The following is a 19,922-nucleotide window of genomic DNA, read 5'->3' as shown; positions in this document are numbered from 1 at the left end:
CCCGGCGCGATCACTGCGGAGCGATCACTCGGATCCGGTCTGGCGGACCTGATGGACCTCGGCCGGATGGGCGGCGTGGCGGTTCAGGACCTCCAGCGCGATGCGTTCGCGCGCCGCGTCGCCGACATTGACCCAGAGCAGGATGCCGCCCTTGTCGAGCTGCTGCAGCATCGGCTCGTTGCGCTTGTCGGTGATCCATTGCGACAGGAAGGACCCGGCCGCGCCGCTGCCCACCCCGGCGGCCGCGGCAGCCGCGGCGGCGGCGAGCGCCGTGCCGCCGGTGGCCAGCACCGCGCCGGTGGCGATGATCGCACCGACATAGGCGGGGAAGCCGACCGCGGCGCCCTTGCCGCTGCCGACATCCTCCGGCGAAATATAGGCTTGGCGCGGGGCGTTGGGATCATGGGCGAGGCTGCCGACATCGCCGGGCACGCCGCCCAGACGCTCGCGGATCGTCTCGTCATTGGCCAGCACGCTCAACTCGTGGCGCTGGAATCCGGCCAGGCTCAGGTCGTCGATGGCGCTCTGCAGGGCCTCGCGGCTGTCGAAGACCGCCACGGCCTCGCGCACCGCGGCATCGGTGCTTCCGGTGTCTCCCGTCCAGGCACTGGAATCGATCGTGGTCGGGTTCTGGTCGCGGCTCTCGATCATGCCTCCACCCCTTCGCTTCGCAGGAAGTCCGAACAATCCGGATCCAACCGGAATTCGGGCGCAAGGTTCCGCTCAGGGGCGCGACGATGTGACCGGCGGCGGCATCATGCCGCGCGGCTCCGGCATGGCGCCCAGGAACCACCAGAGGCCCAACCCGATCAGCACGGCCTTCACCAGCAGGAACAGCGCGATGTGGCGGGCCAGCGGATTGCGGAGCATGAGCTTCAACCTGTCGACGCAGCAGGCACGGCGATGAATGCCGATCTGGCAAAAGCACCTGTCTTTTGGCTAGTATCCGGCACCCCTGCTGTCAAGGAAGGATACCCGCCATGAAGCGGCTCCTGCTCGCCACCCTGTTCGCCGCCGGCCTGTCGGCCGGTTCCGCCGCCCCGGCCCTCGCCCAGATCAGCCTGTTTCAGGACACCGGGCTGATGCAGGCGGTCAATGACGGCGACGTCGCCAAGACGAAGGGCGCCCTGTTGCGGGGCGAGAACCCCAATCAGGCCGACATCCACGGCAAGACCGCCCTGCTGGCCGCCGTCGACCGCTCCAGCCCGGCCATCGCCAAGCTGCTGCTGGAGGGCGGCGCCAACGTCAACCGCGCCGACAAGGCCGGCAACACCCCGCTGCTGGCTGCGGCGGAGAACGGCAATCCGGAACTGATCGACCTGCTGCTGAAGAAGGGCGCCAAGGTCGACATGGAGAACCGCGAGGGCATGACCCCGCTGATGGTCGCCGCCCGCAGCGGCCGGGCCGACGTGGTGGACCGGCTGCTGAAGGCCGGGGCGCAGGTCGACCGTTCCGACTTCACCGGCCGGACCGCGCTGAACTGGGCGCAGGACAGCCGCAACGCCCGCGTCGGCACCCTGCTGCGCCAAGCCGGCGCGCGCTGATTCCCGTCCGCTGGCGGTCGGACCCTACTTCGCGGAGACCTCATGTTCGGTTCGGCCTTCGGCGGTCCCGGCCCGCTGCTGCTCCTGCTGCTGGCACTGGGGATCGACGCGCTGTTCGGCGACTGGCTGGACCGCATCCTGCCCGATCCGGCGGGGTTGGCGCGGCGATTCTGCAACGCCGCCGACGCCCGGCTGAACCGGGCGGAGCGGGGCAAGTCGGCCCAGGTGATCCGCGGGGCGCTGGTGGTGCTGGCGCTGGTGCTGATCGCGGTGGCGGCCGGGCTGCTGGTCGAGTGGATCGGCTCTATCGGCCGCGGCTGGATGGTGGAACTGCTGGCCCTGCTCTGCGGCCTGCGCGGCCGGGCCGCCTGGACGCGCATCCGCGCGGTGCGCCGCGCCCTGGAAAGCGGTGGGCTGGTGCCCGGCCAGGAGGCGATCCAGTCGCTGACCCGCCGCCATGTCTATGGCCTGGACGAACACGGCATCGCCCGCGCGGCGGTGGAAGCCGCCGCCCGCGCCTTCGACCGCAAGCTGGTGGCGCCGGTCTTCGGCTATGCCCTGCTCGGCGTGCCCGGCCTGTTCGTCTGGACCGTGATGGACGGCGCCGACGCCGCGCTGGGCAGTCCCGGCGTCCGCCATGGCCGCTTCGGATCGACCGCGGCGACGCTGGACGACGCGCTGAACGCCCTGCCCGCCCGGCTGGCCGGGCTGCTGCTGGCGCTGGCCGCGCCCTTCATCGGCACCGCCAAGGCCGGCGCCGCCCTGCGTGCGCTCGGCCGCGATGCCCGCAAGCATCCGTCGCTGAACATGGGCTGGCCCATCGCCGCAATGGCGGGCGCGCTGGGTCTGGCCCTGGGCGGGCCGCACCGCGACGGCGGCGTGGTCATCACCGAGAACTGGATCGGCGACGGCCGCGCCCGCGCCACCCCCGCCGACATCGGGCGAGCGCTCGCTCTATCGGCCGTCGCAGCATTGCTGCTGGTCGGATTGGTGGCGCTGCTGCTGTGGGGCGTGGCGGGGATTTAGGAACGGAGTCAGCCGGCCGCCTGCGGCCCGACATCCTCCACCATATAGAAGGGCCCCCGCCGGTCGCGTTCGACCCGCAGGATGAAGCGGCTGATCCCGCCGGCCTTGATGGTCCAGAGATCGTCGCCCTCATCCAGCGGACGAAGCTCCAGCTCGTCCGGCACCGGCGCTTCGCCCAGCCGCTTCAGGATGCGGTCGGCGCGGGTGCGGTCGATGGCGGGCAGGCTCTCGACGGCGCGGGCGTCGAAGCGGTCGCTCTTCACATAGCGGGTGCCGGCGCCCTGGATCGGGCTGGACGGCCGGCCCGGCTGCAGCCGCGCCCGCGCCGCCATCAGCTGCCAGCGCGCCGTGCCGCAGGCCAGCACCGCCGCGGCATGGACGGCGGCGACACGCTCGATCAGGTCGGGGAACAGCGGCATCAACTCGCGCCGCTTGTAGGCGACGCGGCTCATCAGGTCGTGGATCGAGCGTTCGGCGGTCGCGGCGGCGTCGGGCAACTCCACCGTTTCCGCCGCCAGCAGGGCCGGGATGGCGTCGAGCGCCGCTTCCCTCACCAGCGCGTCGATGCGGGCCAGCGCCGCCGCGCCGGCCGCATCGGTGCGGGCGATGGCGTCGGCCACCACCGGGCGGGCGCGGTCGAGCGCCTCCGCCCTCGGCACCTCGTCCGACAGGGCGGACAGCCAGCCGGCGTCGAACAGGGTGCCGTCGGGGAAGGGAGGAAAGGCGCTCAATCGCTCAGGATCCGATCGTTGGCCTGTCAGCCGTCCGCGCGCATGCGGGCGACGATGGCCTCCAATACCTCTTCGGCCCGGTCGTTGTCGACCTGGCAGGTGCCGGCTGCCTGATGGCCGCCGCCGCCATATTGCAGCATCAGCGGGCCGATGTCCGACTTCGAACTGCGGTTCAGGATCGACTTGCCGCAGGCCAGCACGGTGTTCTGCTGCTTCAGGCCCCAAAGCACATGGATCGACACGTTGGTGTCAGGGAACAGCGCGTAGATCATGAAGCGGTTGCCGGCATAGATCGTCTCCTCCTTGCGGAGGTCGAGCACGACGACGTTGCCGCGCACGGTGGCGCAGCGCTTCAGCTGGTCGACGAACAGTTCGGCATGCTGGGTGTAAAGCTCCACCCGCTCCTTCACGTCGGGCAGTTCCAGGATCTGCGCGATGGAGTGGCTGCGGCAGTAGTCGATCAGGTCCATCATCAGCTGGTAGTTCGACACCCGGAACTCGCGGAAACGGCCCAGGCCGGTGCGCGCGTCCATGATGAAGTTCAGCAGGGTCCAGCCGGTGGGGTTCAGGATGTCGTCGCGCAGGTACTGCGCCGAGTCGGCCTGATCGACCGCCAGCATCATCTCGTCGGAGATGGTGGGGAAACGCTCCTTCCCGCCATAGTAATCAAAGACGACGCGGGCGGCCGACGGTGCCTTGGGGTCGATGATGTGGTTGGGCTTCTCGCCGACGCGCATGGTCTCCGACAGGTGATGGTCGAACACCAGATGGGCGCCTTCGACATAAGGCAGGTTGGTGGTGATGTCGCGGCCGGTGATCTCGATCTTGCCGTCCTGCATGTCCTTGGGATGGACGAACTTGATCTCGTCGAGGATGCCCAACTCCTTCAGCAGGACGGCGCAGACGAGCCCGTCGAAGTCGGACCGGGTAACGAGGCGGTATTTCGCGGCGTCGGACATGCAAACTTCCCCTGGCGACCGTCATGGTTGAGCGCGTGCCGGAAGGGTAGTCGCCTACCCCTTCGGCGCGCAATGCTTTACCAGAGGCGCAGGGCCGAGATCAGCCCCGGATCAGCCCCACGGGCCGCGGTGGTTCTGCGGCATGAAGCCGCCCTGCCCACCTTGGCTGCCGCCCTGCGGCGGAGCCCCCCAGGGCGAGCGGCCGTCGCGCGGCGGGGTGTGGCCGCCACCGAAGCCGCCGGTAAAGCCTCCGGTCTGGGGCGCCATGGCGCGCAGCCGCGCCACCCGCTCGCCCATGTCGGGGTGGGTGGAAAACAGGCTGGCCATGCTGGCGCCGCTGAGCGGGTTGGCGATGAACAGGTGGGCGGTCGCCGGATGCGCCTCCGCCTGGTAATTGGGGATGTGGTTGGCGCTGTTGTGGATGTTGGTCAGCGCATCGGCCAGCCAGTTGGGACGGCCGCAGATCTCGGCGCCGATGCGGTCGGCCTCGAACTCGCGGGTGCGGCTGATCGCCATCTGCACCAGCGTCGCCGCGATTGGGGCGAGGATGGCGGCCAGGATCGCCCCGACCATGCCCAGCGGGTTGCCGCCGCGCTCGTCATTGCTGGAGCCGCCGAAGAACAGGCCGAAGTTGGCGAGCATCGACACCGCACCGGCGATGGTGGCGGTGATGGTCATGATCAGGGTATCGCGGTTCTTCACATGGGCCAGTTCATGCGCCATCACGCCGGCGATCTCCTCCGGCGTCAGGCGCTGCAGCAGGCCGGTGGTGGCGGCGACCGCCGCATGCTCCGGATCGCGGCCGGTGGCGAAGGCGTTGGGCTGGTCGTTCTCGATGATGTAGACGCGCGGCATCGGCAGGCCGGCGCGCTCCGCCAGCCGGGCGACGATGCCGTGGAATTCGGGGGCCGAGTAGCCATCGACCTCGCGGGCGCCGTACATCGACAGCACCATGTCGCCGGAATTCCAATAGCTGAACAGGTTCATGCCCAGCGCGAAGACGAAGGCGATGATCAGGCCGGTCTTGCCGCCCAGCAGGAAGCCGACCGCCATGAAGATCGCCGTCAGGCCGGCAAGGAGAATGGTGGTCTTCAGATAGCTGGTCATGATCGCCATATCGGTTCAGGATAAGCCGAGGCGGGGTAACCCGCCCTGATCCGAGATATGGGCCCGATCCGCGCCCCCGTTCAAGATGCCCGCAGCAGTGCGATGGATATGATGACCGAACCGACCAAGCCGCAGCAGGACGCCGCCGAGGCGGTGACCGCCACCGAAACCACGGAGATTACGGAGACCAAGGGTCCCGAACAGAAGCCCGGCGAGATTGGCGGCCCGAAGGGGCCGGAACCGACCCGCTACGGCGACTGGGAGTTCAAGGGACGCTGTTCGGACTTCTGATCGGAGGCATCACTCCATCCGGCGCCCGGTCACCGCGTCGAACAGGTGCAGGGCGCCGTCCTGCGGGGCGACCGTCAGACGGTCGCGCTCGCGCACGGTGGGGATGCCGGCCATGCGGACCAGCAGGCTCTCGCCGTCCGGCAGGCGGCCATAGACCACGGTGTCGGCCCCCAGCGCCTCCACCAGCTCGATCTCGATGGAAAAGCCTTCCGCGGCGACGGCCATATGCTCCGGCCGGATGCCGAGCTTCACCGGACGGCCGGCGTCGGTCGCGCGCGGCTGCGGCAGGGGCAGACGCTGGCCACCCGGCAGCAGCACCGCCTCGCCGCGGTCGTCGATGCGGCCGTCCAGCACATTCATCGGCGGCGAGCCGATGAATCCTGCGACGAACAGGCTGGCCGGGCGCTGGTAGACCTCCAGCGGCGTGCCGATCTGCTCGGCCACGCCATGGTTCATCACCAGGATGCGGTCGGCCAGAGTCATCGCCTCCACCTGATCGTGGGTGACGTAGAGGCTGGTGATGCCGAGCCGGTCCTGAAGCCGCTTGATCTCCACCCGCATCTGGGTGCGCAGCTTGGCGTCCAGGTTCGACAGCGGCTCGTCGAACAGGAAGGCGGCGGGTTCGCGGACGATGGCGCGACCCATGGCGACGCGCTGGCGCTGGCCGCCCGACAGCTGGCTCGGCCGGCGGTCGAGGAAGCGGGCGAGTTCGAGGATGTTCGCCGCCTTGTCGACGCGGGCGCGGATCTCCGCCTTCGGAATGCCGCGGATCTTCAGGCCGTAGGCCATGTTGTCGAAGACCGTCATGTGCGGATAGAGCGCGTAGTTCTGGAACACCATCGCGATGTCGCGGTCCTTGGGGTCCAGGTGATTGACCACGCGCCCGCCGATGGCGATCTCGCCGCCGGTGATGCCTTCCAGCCCGGCGACCATGCGCAGCAGGGTGGACTTGCCGCAGCCGGACGGGCCGAGCAGGACGAGGAATTCGCCGTCCTGGATCGCGATGTCGATGCCCTTGATCGCTTCGACCGGGCCGTAGGACTTGCGGACGTTGCGGATTTCAACGGTTGCCATTGTTCTTTCCCTTCGCCCGCGCTTACTTTTCGCTGTCCATTATTTTTCACTATCAACTAGGCCTTTGACGAACCAGCGCTGCATGAACACCACCACCGCCACCGGCGGCAGCATCGCCAGCACCGTGGTCGCCATGATGATGTGCCAGTCGTTGGCCGATTCGCCGGTGCCGATCATCTTGGTGATGCCGGTCACGATGGTTTCCATGTCGCCGCTGCTGGTGACCAGAAGCGGCCAAAGATACTGGTTCCAGCCATAGATGAAGAGGATGACGAACAGTGCCGCGATGTTGGTGCGCGACAGCGGCAGCACAACGTCGATGAAGAAGCGCACCGGCCCGGCGCCGTCGATCTTCGCCGCTTCCAGCAACTCGTCCGGGATGGTCAGGAAGAACTGGCGGAACAGCAGCGTCGCGGTGGCCGAGGCGATCAGCGGGATGGCCAGCCCGGCATAGGTGTTGATCAGGCCCAGATCGGCGACGACCTTGTAGGTCGGGATGATCCGCACCTCCACCGGCAGCATCAGCGTGATGAAGATCAGCCAGAAGAAGGCCATGCGCAGCGGAAAGCGGAAAAAGGCGACCGCATAGGCCGACAGGATGGAAATGGCGATCTTGCCCAGCGCGATGGACAGCGCCATCACCAGGCTGTTCAGCATCATCTTGCGGACGGGCGTGTACATGGCGCGCTCGCCCGCCTCGCCGACCCAGGCCTGGGCGTAGTTGGCCGCCCCCTCCCCGCCCGGCCACAGCGGCAGCCCGCCGCGCCCGATGGTGCCGGCGTCCCAGGTGGAACCGATCAGCGTCACGTAGATCGGATAGGCGAAGATCAGCACGCCGGCGATCAGGACGATGTGCGGCACCAGATCGATGAAACGGGTCTGCTTCATGAGTAATGGACCTTGCGCTCGACGAAGCGGAACTGCACCGCGGTCAGCGCGATGACGATCACCATCAGGATCACCGACTGGGCCGACGACCCGCCGAGGTCGTTGTTGACCACGCCGTCCTGATAGACACGGAAGATCAGCGTCTCCGTCGCCTTGCCCGGCCCGCCCTGGGTCAGGGCGTGGATGGTGCCGAAGGTCTCGAAGAAGGCGTAGACCATGTCGACCACCAGCAGGAAGAAGGTGGTCGGCGACAGCAGCGGGAAGGTGATCGTCCAGAAGCGCCGCACCGGCCCGGCGCCATCGATGCTGGCCGCCTCCATCACCGAGCGCGGGATCGCCTGCAGCCCGGCCAGGAAGAAGATGAAGTTGTAGGACACCTGCTTCCAACTGGCGGCCATGATCACCATCACCAGCGCCTGCCCGCCGTTCAGCCGGTAATCCCAGTCATAGCCGAGCGACCGAAGCGCACGGCCGAAGGACCCGATGTCGGGATTGAAGATGAACATCCACAGCACCGCCGCGACTGCCGGAGCCAGCGCATAGGGCCAGATCAGCAGCGTCTTGTAGGCGCTGGCGCCCTTGATCTTCGAGTCGGCCAGCACCGCCAGCAGCAGCGCCACGCCCATCGCCAGCACCGTCACCGCGACGCTGAAGATCACCGTGGTCTTCAGCGTGTCGAGATAGTTCGGATCGCCCAGCACATGGGTGAAATTCTCGAACCAGACGAACTCGCTGCGGATGCCGAAGGCGTCCTGCAGATGCACCGACTGCCAGATCGCATTGGCTGCCGGCCAGATGAAGAACACCAGCGTCACCGCCACCTGCGGCGCAAGCAGCAGATAGGGCAACAGCCGGCTGTCGAAGGTGACGCGACGCTGCAAAGGATGGTCTTTCTATTTTATGCCCTCTCCCGCCCCGGGAGAGGGAGGGGACCCACCGCGAAGCGGTGGGGAGGGTGAGGGGCATTCCAGACATGGATTCTTGATCCTTGCCTCAACCCTCACCCTTCCCGCTTCGCGGGCCCCTTCCCTCTCCCGGGTCGGGAGAGGGAAATTTACGTTCAGCCGAAATCAGCCCTTGTTGGCCCGCTCGAAGTTGCGGAGCACGGTGTTGCCGCGCTTGATCGAGGCGTCCAATGCTTGGCGGGCGTCCTGCTGGCCCTGGAAGGCCTTCTCAAGCTCTTCCTGGATGATGTTGCGGATTTCCGGCAGGTTGCCCAGACGCAGGCCCATGCTGTTCTCGGTGGTGGGCGTGCGGGTCAGCTGCGCGGCCGGCACGTCGGCACCGGGGTTCTTTTCGTAATAGCCCTGCGCCTTGGCGATCTCGATACCCTTCAGCGTCACCGGGACATAGCCGGTGTCCATGTGCCACTTGGCGTCGACCTCGGGCTTGGCGAGATAGGTGAAGAACTGCGACACCGCCTTGTATTCGGCCGGGGTGCGCTTGGGCGAGGTCATCACCCAGAAGGCGGCGCCGCCGATGATGCCGTTCTTCGGGTCGTTGTTGGCGAATTCCGGCCAGTAGGGCAGCGGCGCGGCGCCCCAGGCGAAGGTCGCCTCCTTCAGGATGCGGCTGCGCAGCGAGGACGACCCCTGGATCATCGCGCACTCGCCCGACGGGAACAGCGCGTCCGGCTTGTTGTCACGGCCGCCGTACTTGAACAGCCCGTCCTTCTGCATGTCGATCAGCGTCTGGACATGCTTGACGTAGAGCGGGGCATCGATCTTCAGCTCGGCGTTCAGCCCGCCATAACCGTTCGCCTGGGTGGCGAAGGGCGTGTTGTGGATTGCGCCCAGCTGTTCAAGCTGCACCCAGGTCGGCCAGGAGGTGGTGAAGGGGCAACTGGACCCCGACGCCTTCAGCTTCTTCGCCGCATCGATCAGTTCCGGCCAGGTCGCCGGCGGCTTGGCGGGGTCGAGGCCGGCCTTCTGGAAGGCGTCCTTGTTGTAGAACATGATGGCGGTGGAGCTGTTGAACGGCAGCGCCATCATCTTCCCGTCCTTGGACGAGTAGTAGCCCTTGACCGCCGGGATATAGGCGTTGGGGTCGAAGGACGCGCCCGTTTCCTGCATCAGCTGATAGACCGGCTTCACCGCCGGGCCGGCGGCCATCATGGTCGCGGTCCCGACCTCGAACATCTGCACGATGTGCGGCGCGTTGCCGGCGCGGAAGGCGGCGATCGCCGCCTGCATCGTCTCCGGATAGCTGCCCTTGTAGGAGGCGTTGACCTGGACCGTCTGCTGGCTGTCGTTGAAGTCCTTGACGATCTGCTCCAACTGGCCGCCCAGCGGCTGCGGCAGACCGTGCCAGAAATCGATCACCGTCTTGGATTGCGCCAGCGCGGTGCCCGGCAGGGCGGCGGCGAACAGCAGCGCGGTGGCGGTGGCGGCGCCCGTCAGGAGGGCAAGCTTGCGGCGGGTCAACATGCGGTGGGTCTCCCTATCCCGGTATGGTGCGCGGTTGTCATGAGGGCAACGGGTTGCCGTCCCGCGACGCTTTCGTGAAGTTTTGGTGGCAGACGCATTCGGCCGTGTGTGCGATTGCGAAAAAGACCGGCTGCCCGATGGTCGCTTCCGAAATTGTTTGGTTGCTCTAAGCGTCACACTGCGCACGCATACCAGGGTCTGTCAAGACGCCGCTTTACAGTTTTATGACGTGAAAACCTAAGCGGTGAAATGTTGCGGAGCGAAAATGCGCAGGCGCGGAATGCCTAACGCGGGCAAGCGGTGTTGCAGGCGGTGTCGGCTCGCCGTCCGCCGGTCAGGAGGGCTCCCCGTCCGGCCTTCAGGCTGTGGCTCAGCAGGCGGCGCAGGGCGGCGGGGTCGCAGGGCTTGTGGACCAGGGGAAAGCCGCTGCGGTCGACGCTGCGCAGCCGGTCGGGATCGGTATCGCCGGTGACGATGACGCCCGGCACCCGCCGGCCGCAGCGGGCGCGCACGGCCTGGATGGCGTCGATGCCGGTCTCCGGCCCCGACAGCCGCAGGTCCGACAGCACGAGATCGGGGGGCGCGGCCCCCCCATCCAGCCCGGCGCAGGCCTCGTCGATGCCGCGGGCGGGGATGACGGCATAGCCCCAGCCCTGCAACAGCAGCCCGATCCCCTCCAGCTGCATCGCGTCGTCCTCGATCACCAGCACCGTGCCGGCGACCGAGGAAGCGGCGGCGGAAGCGGACTGGCCGACCGCCGGGTCAGGGTCGTCGCTGTCGGCGGACCCGTCGTCCGACCGGTCGCCGTCATTGCCGGCCAGCGGGACCTCCACCGCGAAGACGGAGCCTTTGCCGGGCTTGGAGCGCACCGTCACCGGATGCCCCAACACCTGCGCCAGCCGCCGCACGATGGCAAGACCAAGGCCCAGCCCCTGCTTGCGGTCGCGTCCGGGATTGCCGAGCTGGTGGAAGTCCTCGAAGATCACTGTTTGGTTGGACGGATCGATGCCGACGCCGGTGTCCCACACCTCGATGCGCAGGTTCTCACCGCGCCGCCGCGCCGCCAGCAGGATGCCGCCCTTCAGGGTGTAGCGCAGCGCGTTGGCCATGATCGGCCGCAGCAGCCGCTCCATCAGCACCGGATCGCTGGTCACCTGGGCATCGAGCGGGTGGACGTTGAAGCGCAGCCCCTTGGCCTCCGCCTCCGGCCCGAACTCCTCCAGCATCTTGGCGAGCAGTTCGTCGACCGGGAAGGTCTGCGGATTGGCGGTGACCAGCCCGGCTTCCAGCGCCGAGACCTCCAGCAGGGCGCGCAGCAGGGTCTCGCCGCCGATGATCGCCTGCTCCAGCTTGTTCGCCAGCTCGATGGAGGCCGGATCGGTCAGCCGGCCGCTCAGCAGATGGTGGAACAGGTGCATCGCCTGGAAGGGCTGGCGCAGGTCGTGGCTGGCCGCGGACAGGAACTTGCCCTTGGCGGTGCGGGCGCGTTCGGCATCGGCACGCGCCTGCGCGGTCTCCGCCCGCGCTTCGGCCAAGGCGGCGGCAATGACATCGGCAGCAGGGGCATCGGCGCTCAGCGCCACCGCGCGAATCCGCCCGCCGGCATCCGCCACCGGGGTCAGCGCCAGCGCAGACGGCAGGCCGGGAAACGGGCCGTCTGCGCCGGCCGCCATGCCGGCCGGCATACCTGTGGTCATCACCTGCCGCCGCAGCCGCTCGATTCCGTCCGCGGTGCCGGCGGGCAGACCGGCCTCCGCCAGGGTCCTCCCCTCCGCCGCGTCCGGCGGGCAGCCGAGAGCGTCGGTGAAGGCACGATTCGCCACCAGCACACGCCCATCCTCGCCAAGCAGGGCCTGGGGTGATCCGCCGGCCGACAGCAGGGCGTCCAACCAATCCTCGCGCGTCGGCATTTGTTCTGGGATGAGAGGCATCGGCATGTACTCGGCAAGGCTACGGGAAAGACCAACAACAGGAAAACGGGCGGCAGGACCGGCGATAAAAGGGAGGTCCACAGACCACTGCGTTACCTCTGCTTTATCTTGTGCTCCAATCGATCGTGTCAAATGTGACCTCAGTCCACCCCATGGCCTAAGTTCGTTCGAAAGCCTTAAGACTTAGATCAGAAGCCGGGCCGCCGCGCCATTCCGACAAAGGGCGGAGGACGCTTCCGCATCCGGCGTCGGCCGCGCTATAAGACGCCCATGGTGCAACGCCGCCCCGCCCCGTCCCGTCGCCGCAAGCGATCCACCGCCCGACCGCCGCAGCCGCCGCGGGCGCTGGAGATTTCCGGCCTGCCGATGCCGCTGGAGCTGCGGGAGAGCGCACGCGCGACCCGCATGACCCTGCGCGTCGATCCCGGCCGCGGGCTGGTCCAGGTGGTGGTGCCGGTCGGCGTGTCGGAAACCGACGCCCGCCAGTTCGTCGGCCGGCATGACGGCTGGCTGCGGGCGCGGCTGGCGGCGATGCCGCCCTCCCTGCCCTTCGCCGACGGCGCCAGCGTCCCCTATCTCGGCGTCGAGCATGTCATCCGGCACGACCCTGCCCTGCGCGGTGCGACCAGGATCGAGGACGGCGCCCTGCTGGTCGGTGGCCAGCCGGAGCATATCGCCCGCCGCATCCGCGATTTCCTGACCGCCGAGGCCAAGCGCGAACTGGCGACCCGCGCCCGGCTGAAGGCGGAGACCATCGGCGCCCGCGTCGCCGCCGTCACCATCCGCGACACCAAGAGCCGCTGGGGCAGCTGTTCATCCACCGGCCGGCTGTCCTTCTCCTGGCGCCTGATCCTGACGCCGGAGCCGGTGCTGGACTATGTCGTCGGGCATGAGGTGGCGCATCTGCGCGAGATGAACCATTCCCCGCGCTTCTGGGCGCTGTGCGCCAGCCTGACCGACGGCACCGGCGTGGAGTGGCCGCGGGCATGGCTGAAGGCGAACGGCACAAGGCTGCTGCGGTACGGGTGATGGCAATGCAGGTGAAGGCCGCCCTCTAGTCCACCACCTCCGCCACCCGCAGTTCGGACGCGGCGACATCGCGGCGGACGAACTCCAGGAAATCCTCGTAGGGCATCGGGCGGCCCAGCAGATAGCCCTGGCACTGGTCGCAGCCCATCGCGGCGAGGCAGTCGTACTGCTCCTCCGTCTCCACCCCTTCGGCCAGCGTCTGCATGCGCAAGGACCGGGCCATGCCGATGATCGCCTCGGCGATGGCGCCGCTGTCCGGGTCGTCGGCGCGCAGGCCGCTGACGAAGCTGCGGTCGATCTTCAGCTTGTCCACCCGGAAGCGCTTCAGATAGGCCAGCGAGGAATAGCCGGTGCCGAAATCGTCGATGGCGAGCGGCACGCCCATCTCGCGCAGTTGCGAGAAGGTTTCCGACACCACGTCGGACTCGTCCATCAGGACGCTTTCCGTCACCTCCAGCTCCAGCGCCGATGGCGGGATGCCGTAGGCCGACAGCCAGCCCGCCACCCGCTCCGCCAGTCCGGGGCGGCGCACCTGCACCGCCGACAGGTTGATGGCGATCAGCAGGTCGCGGTGGCGCAGCAGTTCCGACACCCGGCGGCAGGCCTCGCCCAGCACCCAGTCGCCGAGCGGCAGGATCAGGCCGGTATCCTCGGCCACCGGAATGAACTGGCCGGGCATGATCAGCGTGCCGTCGGGCTGGCGCCAGCGCACCAGCGCCTCCGCCCCGACCAGCCGGCGGTCGTCCAGCGAGAACTGCGGCTGGAAATGCAGCTCCAGCTCGTTGTTGGCCAAGGCGCGGCGCAGGTTGTTTTCGGTCCACATGCGATCCGACGCGCGGCGGTTCAGCTCCGGCGTGAAGAACCGGTAGGTCGCGCGCCCGGCTTCCTTGGCGGCGTACATCGCCATGTCGGCGCTCTTCAGCAGCGCGTCGATGCCGGTGCCGTCGTCGGGATAGACCGCGATGCCGATGGACGGCGTGACCTGCAGCTCGTGTCCGTCGATCAGATAGGGTTCCGACAGGGCGTGCAGCACCTTGCGCGCGACGATGTCGGCGGCGTCGGGGCTGTCCATGTCGCTGATGAGGATGATGAACTCGTCGCCGCCCTGCCGGCTGACCGTGTCGCTGGCCCGCACGGTGCCGGTCAGCCGCACCGCCACCTCGCGCAGAAGGCCGTCGCCGACCTGATGGCCCAGGCTGTCGTTGATGGTCTTGAAGCGGTCGAGATCGACGAACAGCAGCCCCACCTTCGTGTCGTGGCGCCCGGCGGCGAGGATCGCGCGCTGCAGCCGGTCGCGCAGCAGGAAGCGATTGGGCAGGTCGGTCAGGAAATCGAACTGGGCCAGATGGCGGATGCGCTCTTCCTGCGCCCGGGTCTCGGTGATGTCGGTGAAGGCGGCGATGTAGTTGGCGACGGCGCCGTCCTCGTTCCTCACCAGCTTGACGCTCAGCCATTCCGGAAACACCTCGCCGTTCTTGCGGGTGCTCCAGATCTCGCCGGCCCAATGGCCTTCGGTGCGCAGCTGCGCCCAAAGCTCGTCATAGAATTCCGGCGGGTTGCGGTCGGAGCGCAGGAATTCCGGGCCGCGGCCCAGCACCTCGTCCCGCCCATAGCCGGTGATGCGGGAGAAGGCGTCGTTGGCGGCGACGATCTGCCGGTGTTCGTTGGCGACGAACATGCCCTCCGCCGCGTTGTCGAACACCTTGGCCGACAGCCGCAGCTGCCATTCCGCCCGCTTGCGCTCGCTGATGTCGCGGGCGATCGCGGAGTAATAGACGTCGCCCTCGTAGGTGATACGGCTGGCGGTGACCTCAAGCTCCAGCATGCGGCCGTCGGCGGTGAGATAGGCGGTCTCGTAATGGCTGGCCGCGTCCTCCCCCTCCGCGGCGAAGCGCTTCAGCAGGTCGGCCTGCCCCATCACCAGATCGTCCAGCCTGCCGCCCAGCGCCTTGCAGCCGAAGGGATTGACATAGGCGATGCGCAGGCCGGCGTCGGCCAGCACGACGATCTCCGACACATGGTCGATGAAGAAGTTGGCGAGATAGAGCTGGCGCGCCCGTTCGCGCAGCATGCTGTCGCTGTGCCGGACCCGCAGCTGGTAGCTGCCGACGATTCGCCGGATCCAGCCGGTGACCAGCCACGACACGCCCACCGATGCCGCCAGCGCCACGCCCAGGACGGCGACCGTGGTCCAGACCCGCTGGTTGACGCCGCGGCTGATCTCCGCCCGGCGGGCCTCCATCTCCCGGCCGACATCGTCGATGTAGGAGCCGGCGACCAGGATCCACCCCCAGACGTTGGGGGCGGAGACATAGGCCATCTTCGGCGTCGGCCGCGCCGAGACCGGATGGATCCAGTCGTAGCGCAGCTCGCCGCCGCCCTGACGCCCGAGGTCCAGCATGCGGGTGACGATGTCGCGCTCCGTCTTCCACGGCAGGTCGCGGGCGCTCATTCCCTCCGACGCCGGGGCGGTGGGCGACAGCAGCACTTGCCCGTCCTGGCGCAGCACGCCGATGAAGCCGGTCTCGCCGAACCGGAAGGAGCGCAGGCGATCCAGCGATTCATGCTGCAGCCGCGTCTCCACGGCGCTCAGCGAATCGCTGGCTCCGATCAGCCAGTCATAGGGTTCGAACAGGCGGACGAAGGCCAACTTGTCGACGGTCTGCGTCTGATCGTCGGACTGGCTCACGCGATAGCGGGCGAAGCCGCGCCGGTTGGGATCATGGGCCGCCCGCATCAGCTCGCCCACGACCGAATCCTCCGTCGTGTCGGGCGCGGCGGAGGGCGACGTCCCGTCCTTTGGCGCCCCCTCCCTCGACGGGTCAACCGGCATCAGCACCGAACTGCCGTTCATGTCGTGGATGAAGTAGTAGCCGCGTCCACCGGAAAAGCGCAGCGGCCGCAGGGTCTGCTTGATCGATTCCTTCACCGCCGCTTCGGGCAGGATGTTCCGTTCGCGGTCATGGACGCTGCGGGCGATGGCATAGGCCTCGTTCACCTGGGTGCGCAGATGGTCCTTCAGCAGCGGCTCGACGCGCGAGCGCATGTAGGCCAGATAGGACTGCGCGTTCTCCACCTCCTGCACCAGGGTCTGACGCTGCTCCTGGAGATAGCGCGCCTCGCTCTGGCGCAGGTCGTGCTCCAGGTCCGCCCAATGCTGCCAGACGAAATAGAAGCCAAGCCCGAGGACGAGCGCCGACACCAGCGCCATCGACGCGAGGAACTGCAGGCGGTAGAGCCGGGCCTCGTCGGACGAGCGCGACGGCGCACGGACCAGTTCGACGACGGGGTCGGACAAGAAGGGCTCCCTTCGGATGGGCTTTCCGGATGCGGGCTTGGGCCGGCCCCGATGCGCTGTGCAAGTGTTGCTTAATGCTCGCACCGATTCAACTGCAAGCGAATCAAATCCACTGCGGCGCGACTCTTTGACTGTTTTCCTCTCCCCTGGATCGCCACGGGGTGGCGCTTCGGCGAACCGACAGGGAATTGGCGGAAAGTCGGTCCACTGAACCTTAGGCGCGGATTCCCTTCGGCCGGCAACGATTCGACCGCGAAGATTAATGACGCCGCCGGATGCCCTTGGGGCCGCCGCCGGGGCCAAGTCGGGGCCGGGTCGGGCACGGCGCATCGTGAGGCTTTAAAACGCCCCCCGGCACGGCTATGGTCGCGCGCGCGTGGCTTTGAGACCCGCAAGCCACCCCCGACCCAGCGCCCGAGACCCAGCGCCCGCATCTTCCGGAGAGTGCCGATGATCCCCCGCTATACCCGCCCCGAAATGGCCCGCATCTGGGAGCCGGAAAACCGCTTCCGCATCTGGTTCGAGATCGAGGCGCACGCCTGCGACGCGCAGGCCGAGCTGGGCGTGATCCCGAAGGACGCGGCCAAGGCGGTGTGGGAGCGCGGCAAGTGGGAGATCGACCGCATCGACGAGATCGAGCGCGAGACCCGGCACGACGTCATCGCCTTCCTGACCAACCTCGCCGAATATGTCGGCCCCGAGGCCCGCTTCGTCCACCAGGGCATGACCTCGTCGGACGTGCTGGACACCTGCCTCGCCGTGCAGATGACCCAGGCCGCCGACCTGCTGCTGGCCGACATGGACGCCCTGCTGGCCGCGCTGAAGCGCCGGGCGTACGAGCACAAGAACACCGTCACCATCGGCCGCAGCCACGGCATCCATGCCGAGCCGACGACCTTCGGCCTGAAGCTGGCCGGCCATTACGCCGCCTTCGTCCGCGGGCGCGAGCGTCTGGTCCAGGCGCGCAAGGACATCGCCACCTGCGCCATCTCCGGCGCGGTCGGTACCTTCGCCAACATCGACCCGCGGGTGGAGGAGCATGTCGCCGCCAAGCTGGGCCTGTCGGTGGAACCGGTTTCGACCCAGGTCATCCCGCGCGACCGCCACGCCTTCTACTTCTCCGTGCTGGGCGTGATCGCGTCGAGCATCGAGAATCTGGCGACGGAAATCCGCCACCTGCAGCGCACCGAGGTCCGCGAGGCGGAGGAGTATTTCCACCCCGGCCAGAAGGGCTCGTCGGCGATGCCGCACAAGCGCAACCCGGTCCTGTCGGAAAACCTGACCGGTCTGGCCCGCATCGTGCGCTCCGCCGTGGTCCCGGCGCTGGAGAACGTCGCGCTGTGGCACGAACGCGACATCTCCCACAGCTCGGTCGAGCGGATGATCGGCCCCGACGCCACCGTCACGCTGGACTTCGCCCTGGTGCGCCTGACCAGCATGATGGAAAAGCTGGTGGTCTATCCGGAGCGCATGCAGAAGAACCTGGACGACCTGGGCGGTCTGGTCTTCTCGCAGCGCGTCCTGCTGGCGCTGACCCAGGCCGGCATGAGCCGCGAGGACAGCTACAAGGCGGTGCAGCGTAACGCCATGCAGGTGTGGGAGAAGGGCGGCAACTATCTGGACCTGCTGTCGAACGACCCCGACATCGCCAAGCACATCGGCCGCGACAAGCTGGAGCCGATGTTCGACATGTCCTACCACACCAAGCATGTCGACACCGTGTTCAAGCGCGTGTTCGGCGAGTGACCTGCTGAGGATCCGGGCCGTTATCGCGTCTTCCGCAGGGCGGCAAATACTTGCCGGTGGATGACAAACGGCCCGGCCGCACCTAATCTATCTCGAGAAGCACGTGCCCGGGCGGGGCAATCCTGAACAGAGCGAGGACTGGACCCATGGCGATGGAAGCCGCCACGATCGAAAAGCTCATCAAGGAAGGCATCCCCGACGCGGTCGTGGAGATCGCCGACCTGCGGGGCGATGGCGACCACTATGCCGCGCTCGTCACCTCCGCCGCCTTCAAGGGCAAGAGCCGGGTGCAGCAGCACCAGATGGTCTACGCGTCCCTGCAGGGCAAGATGGGCGGCGAACTGCACGCCCTGGCGCTGACCACCGCGGTGCCGGAAGGCGCCTGACTATACCTCACATTGGACTGGGTCCCGGCACAGCCGGGCCGAATCGGAAGGGTTATCGAGCCATGGTCGATCAGAACGTCGTCGAGCGCATCGAGCAGGACATCAAGAACAACGATGTCGTGCTCTACATGAAGGGCACCCCGGTGTTCCCGCAGTGCGGCTTCTCCGCCGCCGTCGTCCAGGTGCTGAGCCACACCGGCGTCAAGTTCAAGGGCGTCAACATCCTGGAGGATCCGGGCCTGCGCCAGGGTCTGAAGGAATACTCGAACTGGCCGACCTTCCCGCAGCTCTACGTCAAGGGCGAGCTGGTCGGCGGCTGCGACATCGTCCGCGAGATGTACGAGTCGGGCGAACTGCAGACCCTGATGGCCGACAAGGGTGTCGCTACCGCCGCCTGATCTGGCTGCGGCCCTTAGGGACCGAAACGAGAAACCCCGCTCCGGCGGGGTTTTTTGTTGCGCAAAAGGGGCGAGAGGCGGGAGTGATGCCGGTTGCGCAGCCCGGCCATGTTCGTCCACCCGCTGCCGGATTGCACAAACAATGTGCTAAACGGACGGTATGGTTCAGACCCCGCCGCCCGCCAAGGCCCCGACCTCCACAACCGCGGCGTTCGTCGCGGCGCTGGCCTCATACCTGATCTGGGGGCTGGTCAACCCGGTCTTCTTCAAATCGCTGGGTGATGTCGGGGCGGTGGAGATCGTTGCGCACCGCGTCGTGTGGACGGTGGTGCTGGTCGGCATCGGCGTGCTGGCGACCCGCGGGCCGGCGGCCGTCGTCGCCGCGGTGGGCAACTGGCGCCGGCTGGGCATCCTGGTGGTCACCACCCTGCTGGTCACCGTCAATTGGACCGTCTTCATCTGGGCGGTGGTGAACAGCCGGCTGGTCGAGGCCAGCCTGGGCTATTTCATCAACCCGCTGGTCAATGTGCTGCTGGGTGTGCTGTTCCTGAACGAACGGCTCAGCCGCGGCCGGATGCTGGCGGTCGCCATCGCCGCGGCCGGCGTCGGCAGCCTCGTCGTCAGCTATGGCGCCGTGCCCTGGGTGGCCCTGTCGCTGGCGCTGTCCTTCGGCTTCTACGCCCTGGTGCGCAAGAAGGCGGCGATCGACCCGGTGATCGGGCTTCTGGTGGAAACCGCCCTGCTGCTGCCGGCCGCGCTCGGCTATCTGCTGTGGCTGGGCGGCGACGGCGCCTTCGGGCATGGCTGGGGCGAGAGCACGCTGCTGGTGCTGGCCGGGCCGATGACGGCGGTGCCGCTGGTTCTCTTCATGATCGGCGCGACGAGGCTGACCATGACCACGCTCGGGCTGCTGCAATATGTCGGGCCGACCGGACAGCTTCTGCTGGGCGTGCTGGTCTATGGCGAGGCTTTCACCCGCAGCCACGCCATCACCTTCGCCTGCATCTGGGTGGCGCTGGCCGTCTTCACCGCCGACGCGGTCCACAGCCACCGCAGCAGCACCCGCGCCGCCGCCGCGGAGTGACCAC

Annotated in this window: 19 protein-coding genes; 8 read left to right on the top strand and 11 right to left on the bottom strand. The window is 67.9% G+C overall.

Annotated features, from left to right (window positions below; translation table 11 throughout):
• Window positions 1–24: 24 nt before the first annotated feature.
• Entirely contained in the window at window positions 25–651 is a 627-nt protein-coding gene (locus FZ029_RS04945) for a general stress protein (RefSeq protein ID WP_149268234.1), read from the bottom strand.
• Between the two features lie 72 nt (window positions 652–723).
• On the bottom strand, window positions 724–870 hold the full coding sequence (locus FZ029_RS32890; protein WP_188051818.1) for a hypothetical protein: 147 nt from the start codon (window positions 868–870) through the stop codon (window positions 724–726).
• 110 nt (window positions 871–980) lie between these two features.
• On the opposite strand from FZ029_RS32890, the gene FZ029_RS04940 reads away from it, so the two are divergent.
• Both FZ029_RS04940 and FZ029_RS04935 read left to right on the top strand, forming a co-directional pair.
• Window positions 981–1,544: an ankyrin repeat domain-containing protein gene (locus tag FZ029_RS04940; protein WP_136705234.1), complete on the top strand. Its 564-nt coding sequence runs from the start codon at window positions 981–983 to the stop codon at window positions 1,542–1,544.
• A 42-nt stretch (window positions 1,545–1,586) separates the two neighbouring features.
• Entirely contained in the window at window positions 1,587–2,570 is a 984-nt protein-coding gene (locus FZ029_RS04935) for a CobD/CbiB family cobalamin biosynthesis protein (RefSeq protein WP_149268233.1), read from the top strand.
• 8 nt (window positions 2,571–2,578) lie between these two features.
• Here FZ029_RS04935 and FZ029_RS04930 read toward each other — a convergent pair whose 3' ends face one another.
• The 3 genes from FZ029_RS04930 to htpX all read right to left on the bottom strand — a co-directional run bounded on the left by FZ029_RS04930 (window position 2,579) and on the right by htpX (window position 5,376).
• On the bottom strand, window positions 2,579–3,301 hold the full coding sequence (locus tag FZ029_RS04930; RefSeq protein WP_149268232.1) for a hypothetical protein: 723 nt from the start codon (window positions 3,299–3,301) through the stop codon (window positions 2,579–2,581).
• A gap of 26 nt (window positions 3,302–3,327) precedes the next feature.
• Window positions 3,328–4,260, bottom strand: a complete 933-nt coding sequence (locus FZ029_RS04925) for an exopolyphosphatase (protein WP_149268231.1) — start codon at window positions 4,258–4,260, stop codon at window positions 3,328–3,330.
• Between the two features lie 111 nt (window positions 4,261–4,371).
• Window positions 4,372–5,376 carry a zinc metalloprotease HtpX gene (gene htpX / locus FZ029_RS04920; RefSeq protein WP_149268230.1) on the bottom strand — a complete coding sequence of 335 codons (1,005 nt, stop codon included), beginning with the start codon at window positions 5,374–5,376 and terminating at the stop codon, window positions 4,372–4,374.
• 93 nt (window positions 5,377–5,469) lie between these two features.
• Here htpX and FZ029_RS04915 point away from each other — a divergent pair, with 93 nt between their 5' ends.
• The gene (locus tag FZ029_RS04915; RefSeq protein WP_149268229.1) at window positions 5,470–5,658 is read left to right on the top strand and encodes a succinate dehydrogenase assembly factor 4; all 189 of its coding nucleotides are present in this window, start codon (window positions 5,470–5,472) and stop codon (window positions 5,656–5,658) included.
• A 9-nt stretch (window positions 5,659–5,667) separates the two neighbouring features.
• Here the strand turns inward: FZ029_RS04915 and FZ029_RS04910 are convergent, their stop codons facing one another.
• The 5 genes from FZ029_RS04910 to FZ029_RS04890 form a co-directional block, all read right to left on the bottom strand.
• The gene (locus FZ029_RS04910; RefSeq protein ID WP_149268228.1) at window positions 5,668–6,732 is read right to left on the bottom strand and encodes a sn-glycerol-3-phosphate import ATP-binding protein UgpC; all 1,065 of its coding nucleotides are present in this window, start codon (window positions 6,730–6,732) and stop codon (window positions 5,668–5,670) included.
• Between the two features lie 39 nt (window positions 6,733–6,771).
• Window positions 6,772–7,620: a sn-glycerol-3-phosphate ABC transporter permease UgpE gene (gene ugpE / locus FZ029_RS04905; RefSeq protein WP_149268227.1), complete on the bottom strand. Its 849-nt coding sequence runs from the start codon at window positions 7,618–7,620 to the stop codon at window positions 6,772–6,774.
• Window positions 7,617–8,501 carry a sn-glycerol-3-phosphate ABC transporter permease UgpA gene (gene ugpA / locus FZ029_RS04900; RefSeq protein WP_149268226.1) on the bottom strand — a complete coding sequence of 295 codons (885 nt, stop codon included), beginning with the start codon at window positions 8,499–8,501 and terminating at the stop codon, window positions 7,617–7,619. The genes ugpE and ugpA overlap by 4 nt, the downstream gene beginning before the upstream one ends.
• A 189-nt stretch (window positions 8,502–8,690) precedes the next feature.
• Entirely contained in the window at window positions 8,691–10,046 is a 1,356-nt protein-coding gene (gene ugpB / locus FZ029_RS04895) for a sn-glycerol-3-phosphate ABC transporter substrate-binding protein UgpB (protein ID WP_149268225.1), read from the bottom strand.
• 284 nt (window positions 10,047–10,330) lie between these two features.
• The gene (locus FZ029_RS04890) at window positions 10,331–11,977 is read right to left on the bottom strand and encodes an ATP-binding protein (protein WP_149268224.1); all 1,647 of its coding nucleotides are present in this window, start codon (window positions 11,975–11,977) and stop codon (window positions 10,331–10,333) included.
• A gap of 270 nt (window positions 11,978–12,247) precedes the next feature.
• Between FZ029_RS04890 and FZ029_RS04885 the strand changes: the two genes are divergently transcribed.
• Entirely contained in the window at window positions 12,248–13,006 is a 759-nt protein-coding gene (locus FZ029_RS04885) for a SprT family zinc-dependent metalloprotease (protein ID WP_149268223.1), read from the top strand.
• A gap of 25 nt (window positions 13,007–13,031) precedes the next feature.
• On the opposite strand, the gene FZ029_RS04880 is transcribed toward FZ029_RS04885, so the two are convergent.
• A complete protein-coding gene (locus FZ029_RS04880) occupies window positions 13,032–16,304 on the bottom strand; it encodes an EAL domain-containing protein (protein ID WP_149268222.1) in 3,273 nt (1,090 codons plus the stop codon).
• A 450-nt stretch (window positions 16,305–16,754) separates the two neighbouring features.
• Here FZ029_RS04880 and purB point away from each other — a divergent pair, with 450 nt between their 5' ends.
• The 4 genes from purB to rarD all read left to right on the top strand — a co-directional run bounded on the left by purB (window position 16,755) and on the right by rarD (window position 19,918).
• Window positions 16,755–18,050 carry an adenylosuccinate lyase gene (gene purB / locus FZ029_RS04875; protein WP_149268221.1) on the top strand — a complete coding sequence of 432 codons (1,296 nt, stop codon included), beginning with the start codon at window positions 16,755–16,757 and terminating at the stop codon, window positions 18,048–18,050.
• A gap of 146 nt (window positions 18,051–18,196) precedes the next feature.
• Window positions 18,197–18,436, top strand: a complete 240-nt coding sequence (locus tag FZ029_RS04870; protein WP_012973287.1) for a BolA family transcriptional regulator — start codon at window positions 18,197–18,199, stop codon at window positions 18,434–18,436.
• 62 nt (window positions 18,437–18,498) lie between these two features.
• Entirely contained in the window at window positions 18,499–18,834 is a 336-nt protein-coding gene (grxD, locus tag FZ029_RS04865; protein ID WP_085088255.1) for a Grx4 family monothiol glutaredoxin, read from the top strand.
• A 160-nt stretch (window positions 18,835–18,994) separates the two neighbouring features.
• Entirely contained in the window at window positions 18,995–19,918 is a 924-nt protein-coding gene (gene rarD, locus FZ029_RS04860; protein WP_149268220.1) for an EamA family transporter RarD, read from the top strand.
• Window positions 19,919–19,922: the final 4 nt, after the last annotated feature.

This window comes from Azospirillum sp. Sh1, from assembly GCF_008365135.1.
Taxonomy (GTDB): Bacteria; Pseudomonadota; Alphaproteobacteria; order Azospirillales; family Azospirillaceae; genus Azospirillum; species Azospirillum oryzae.
This window is presented reverse-complemented; position numbering and strand designations above follow the sequence as displayed.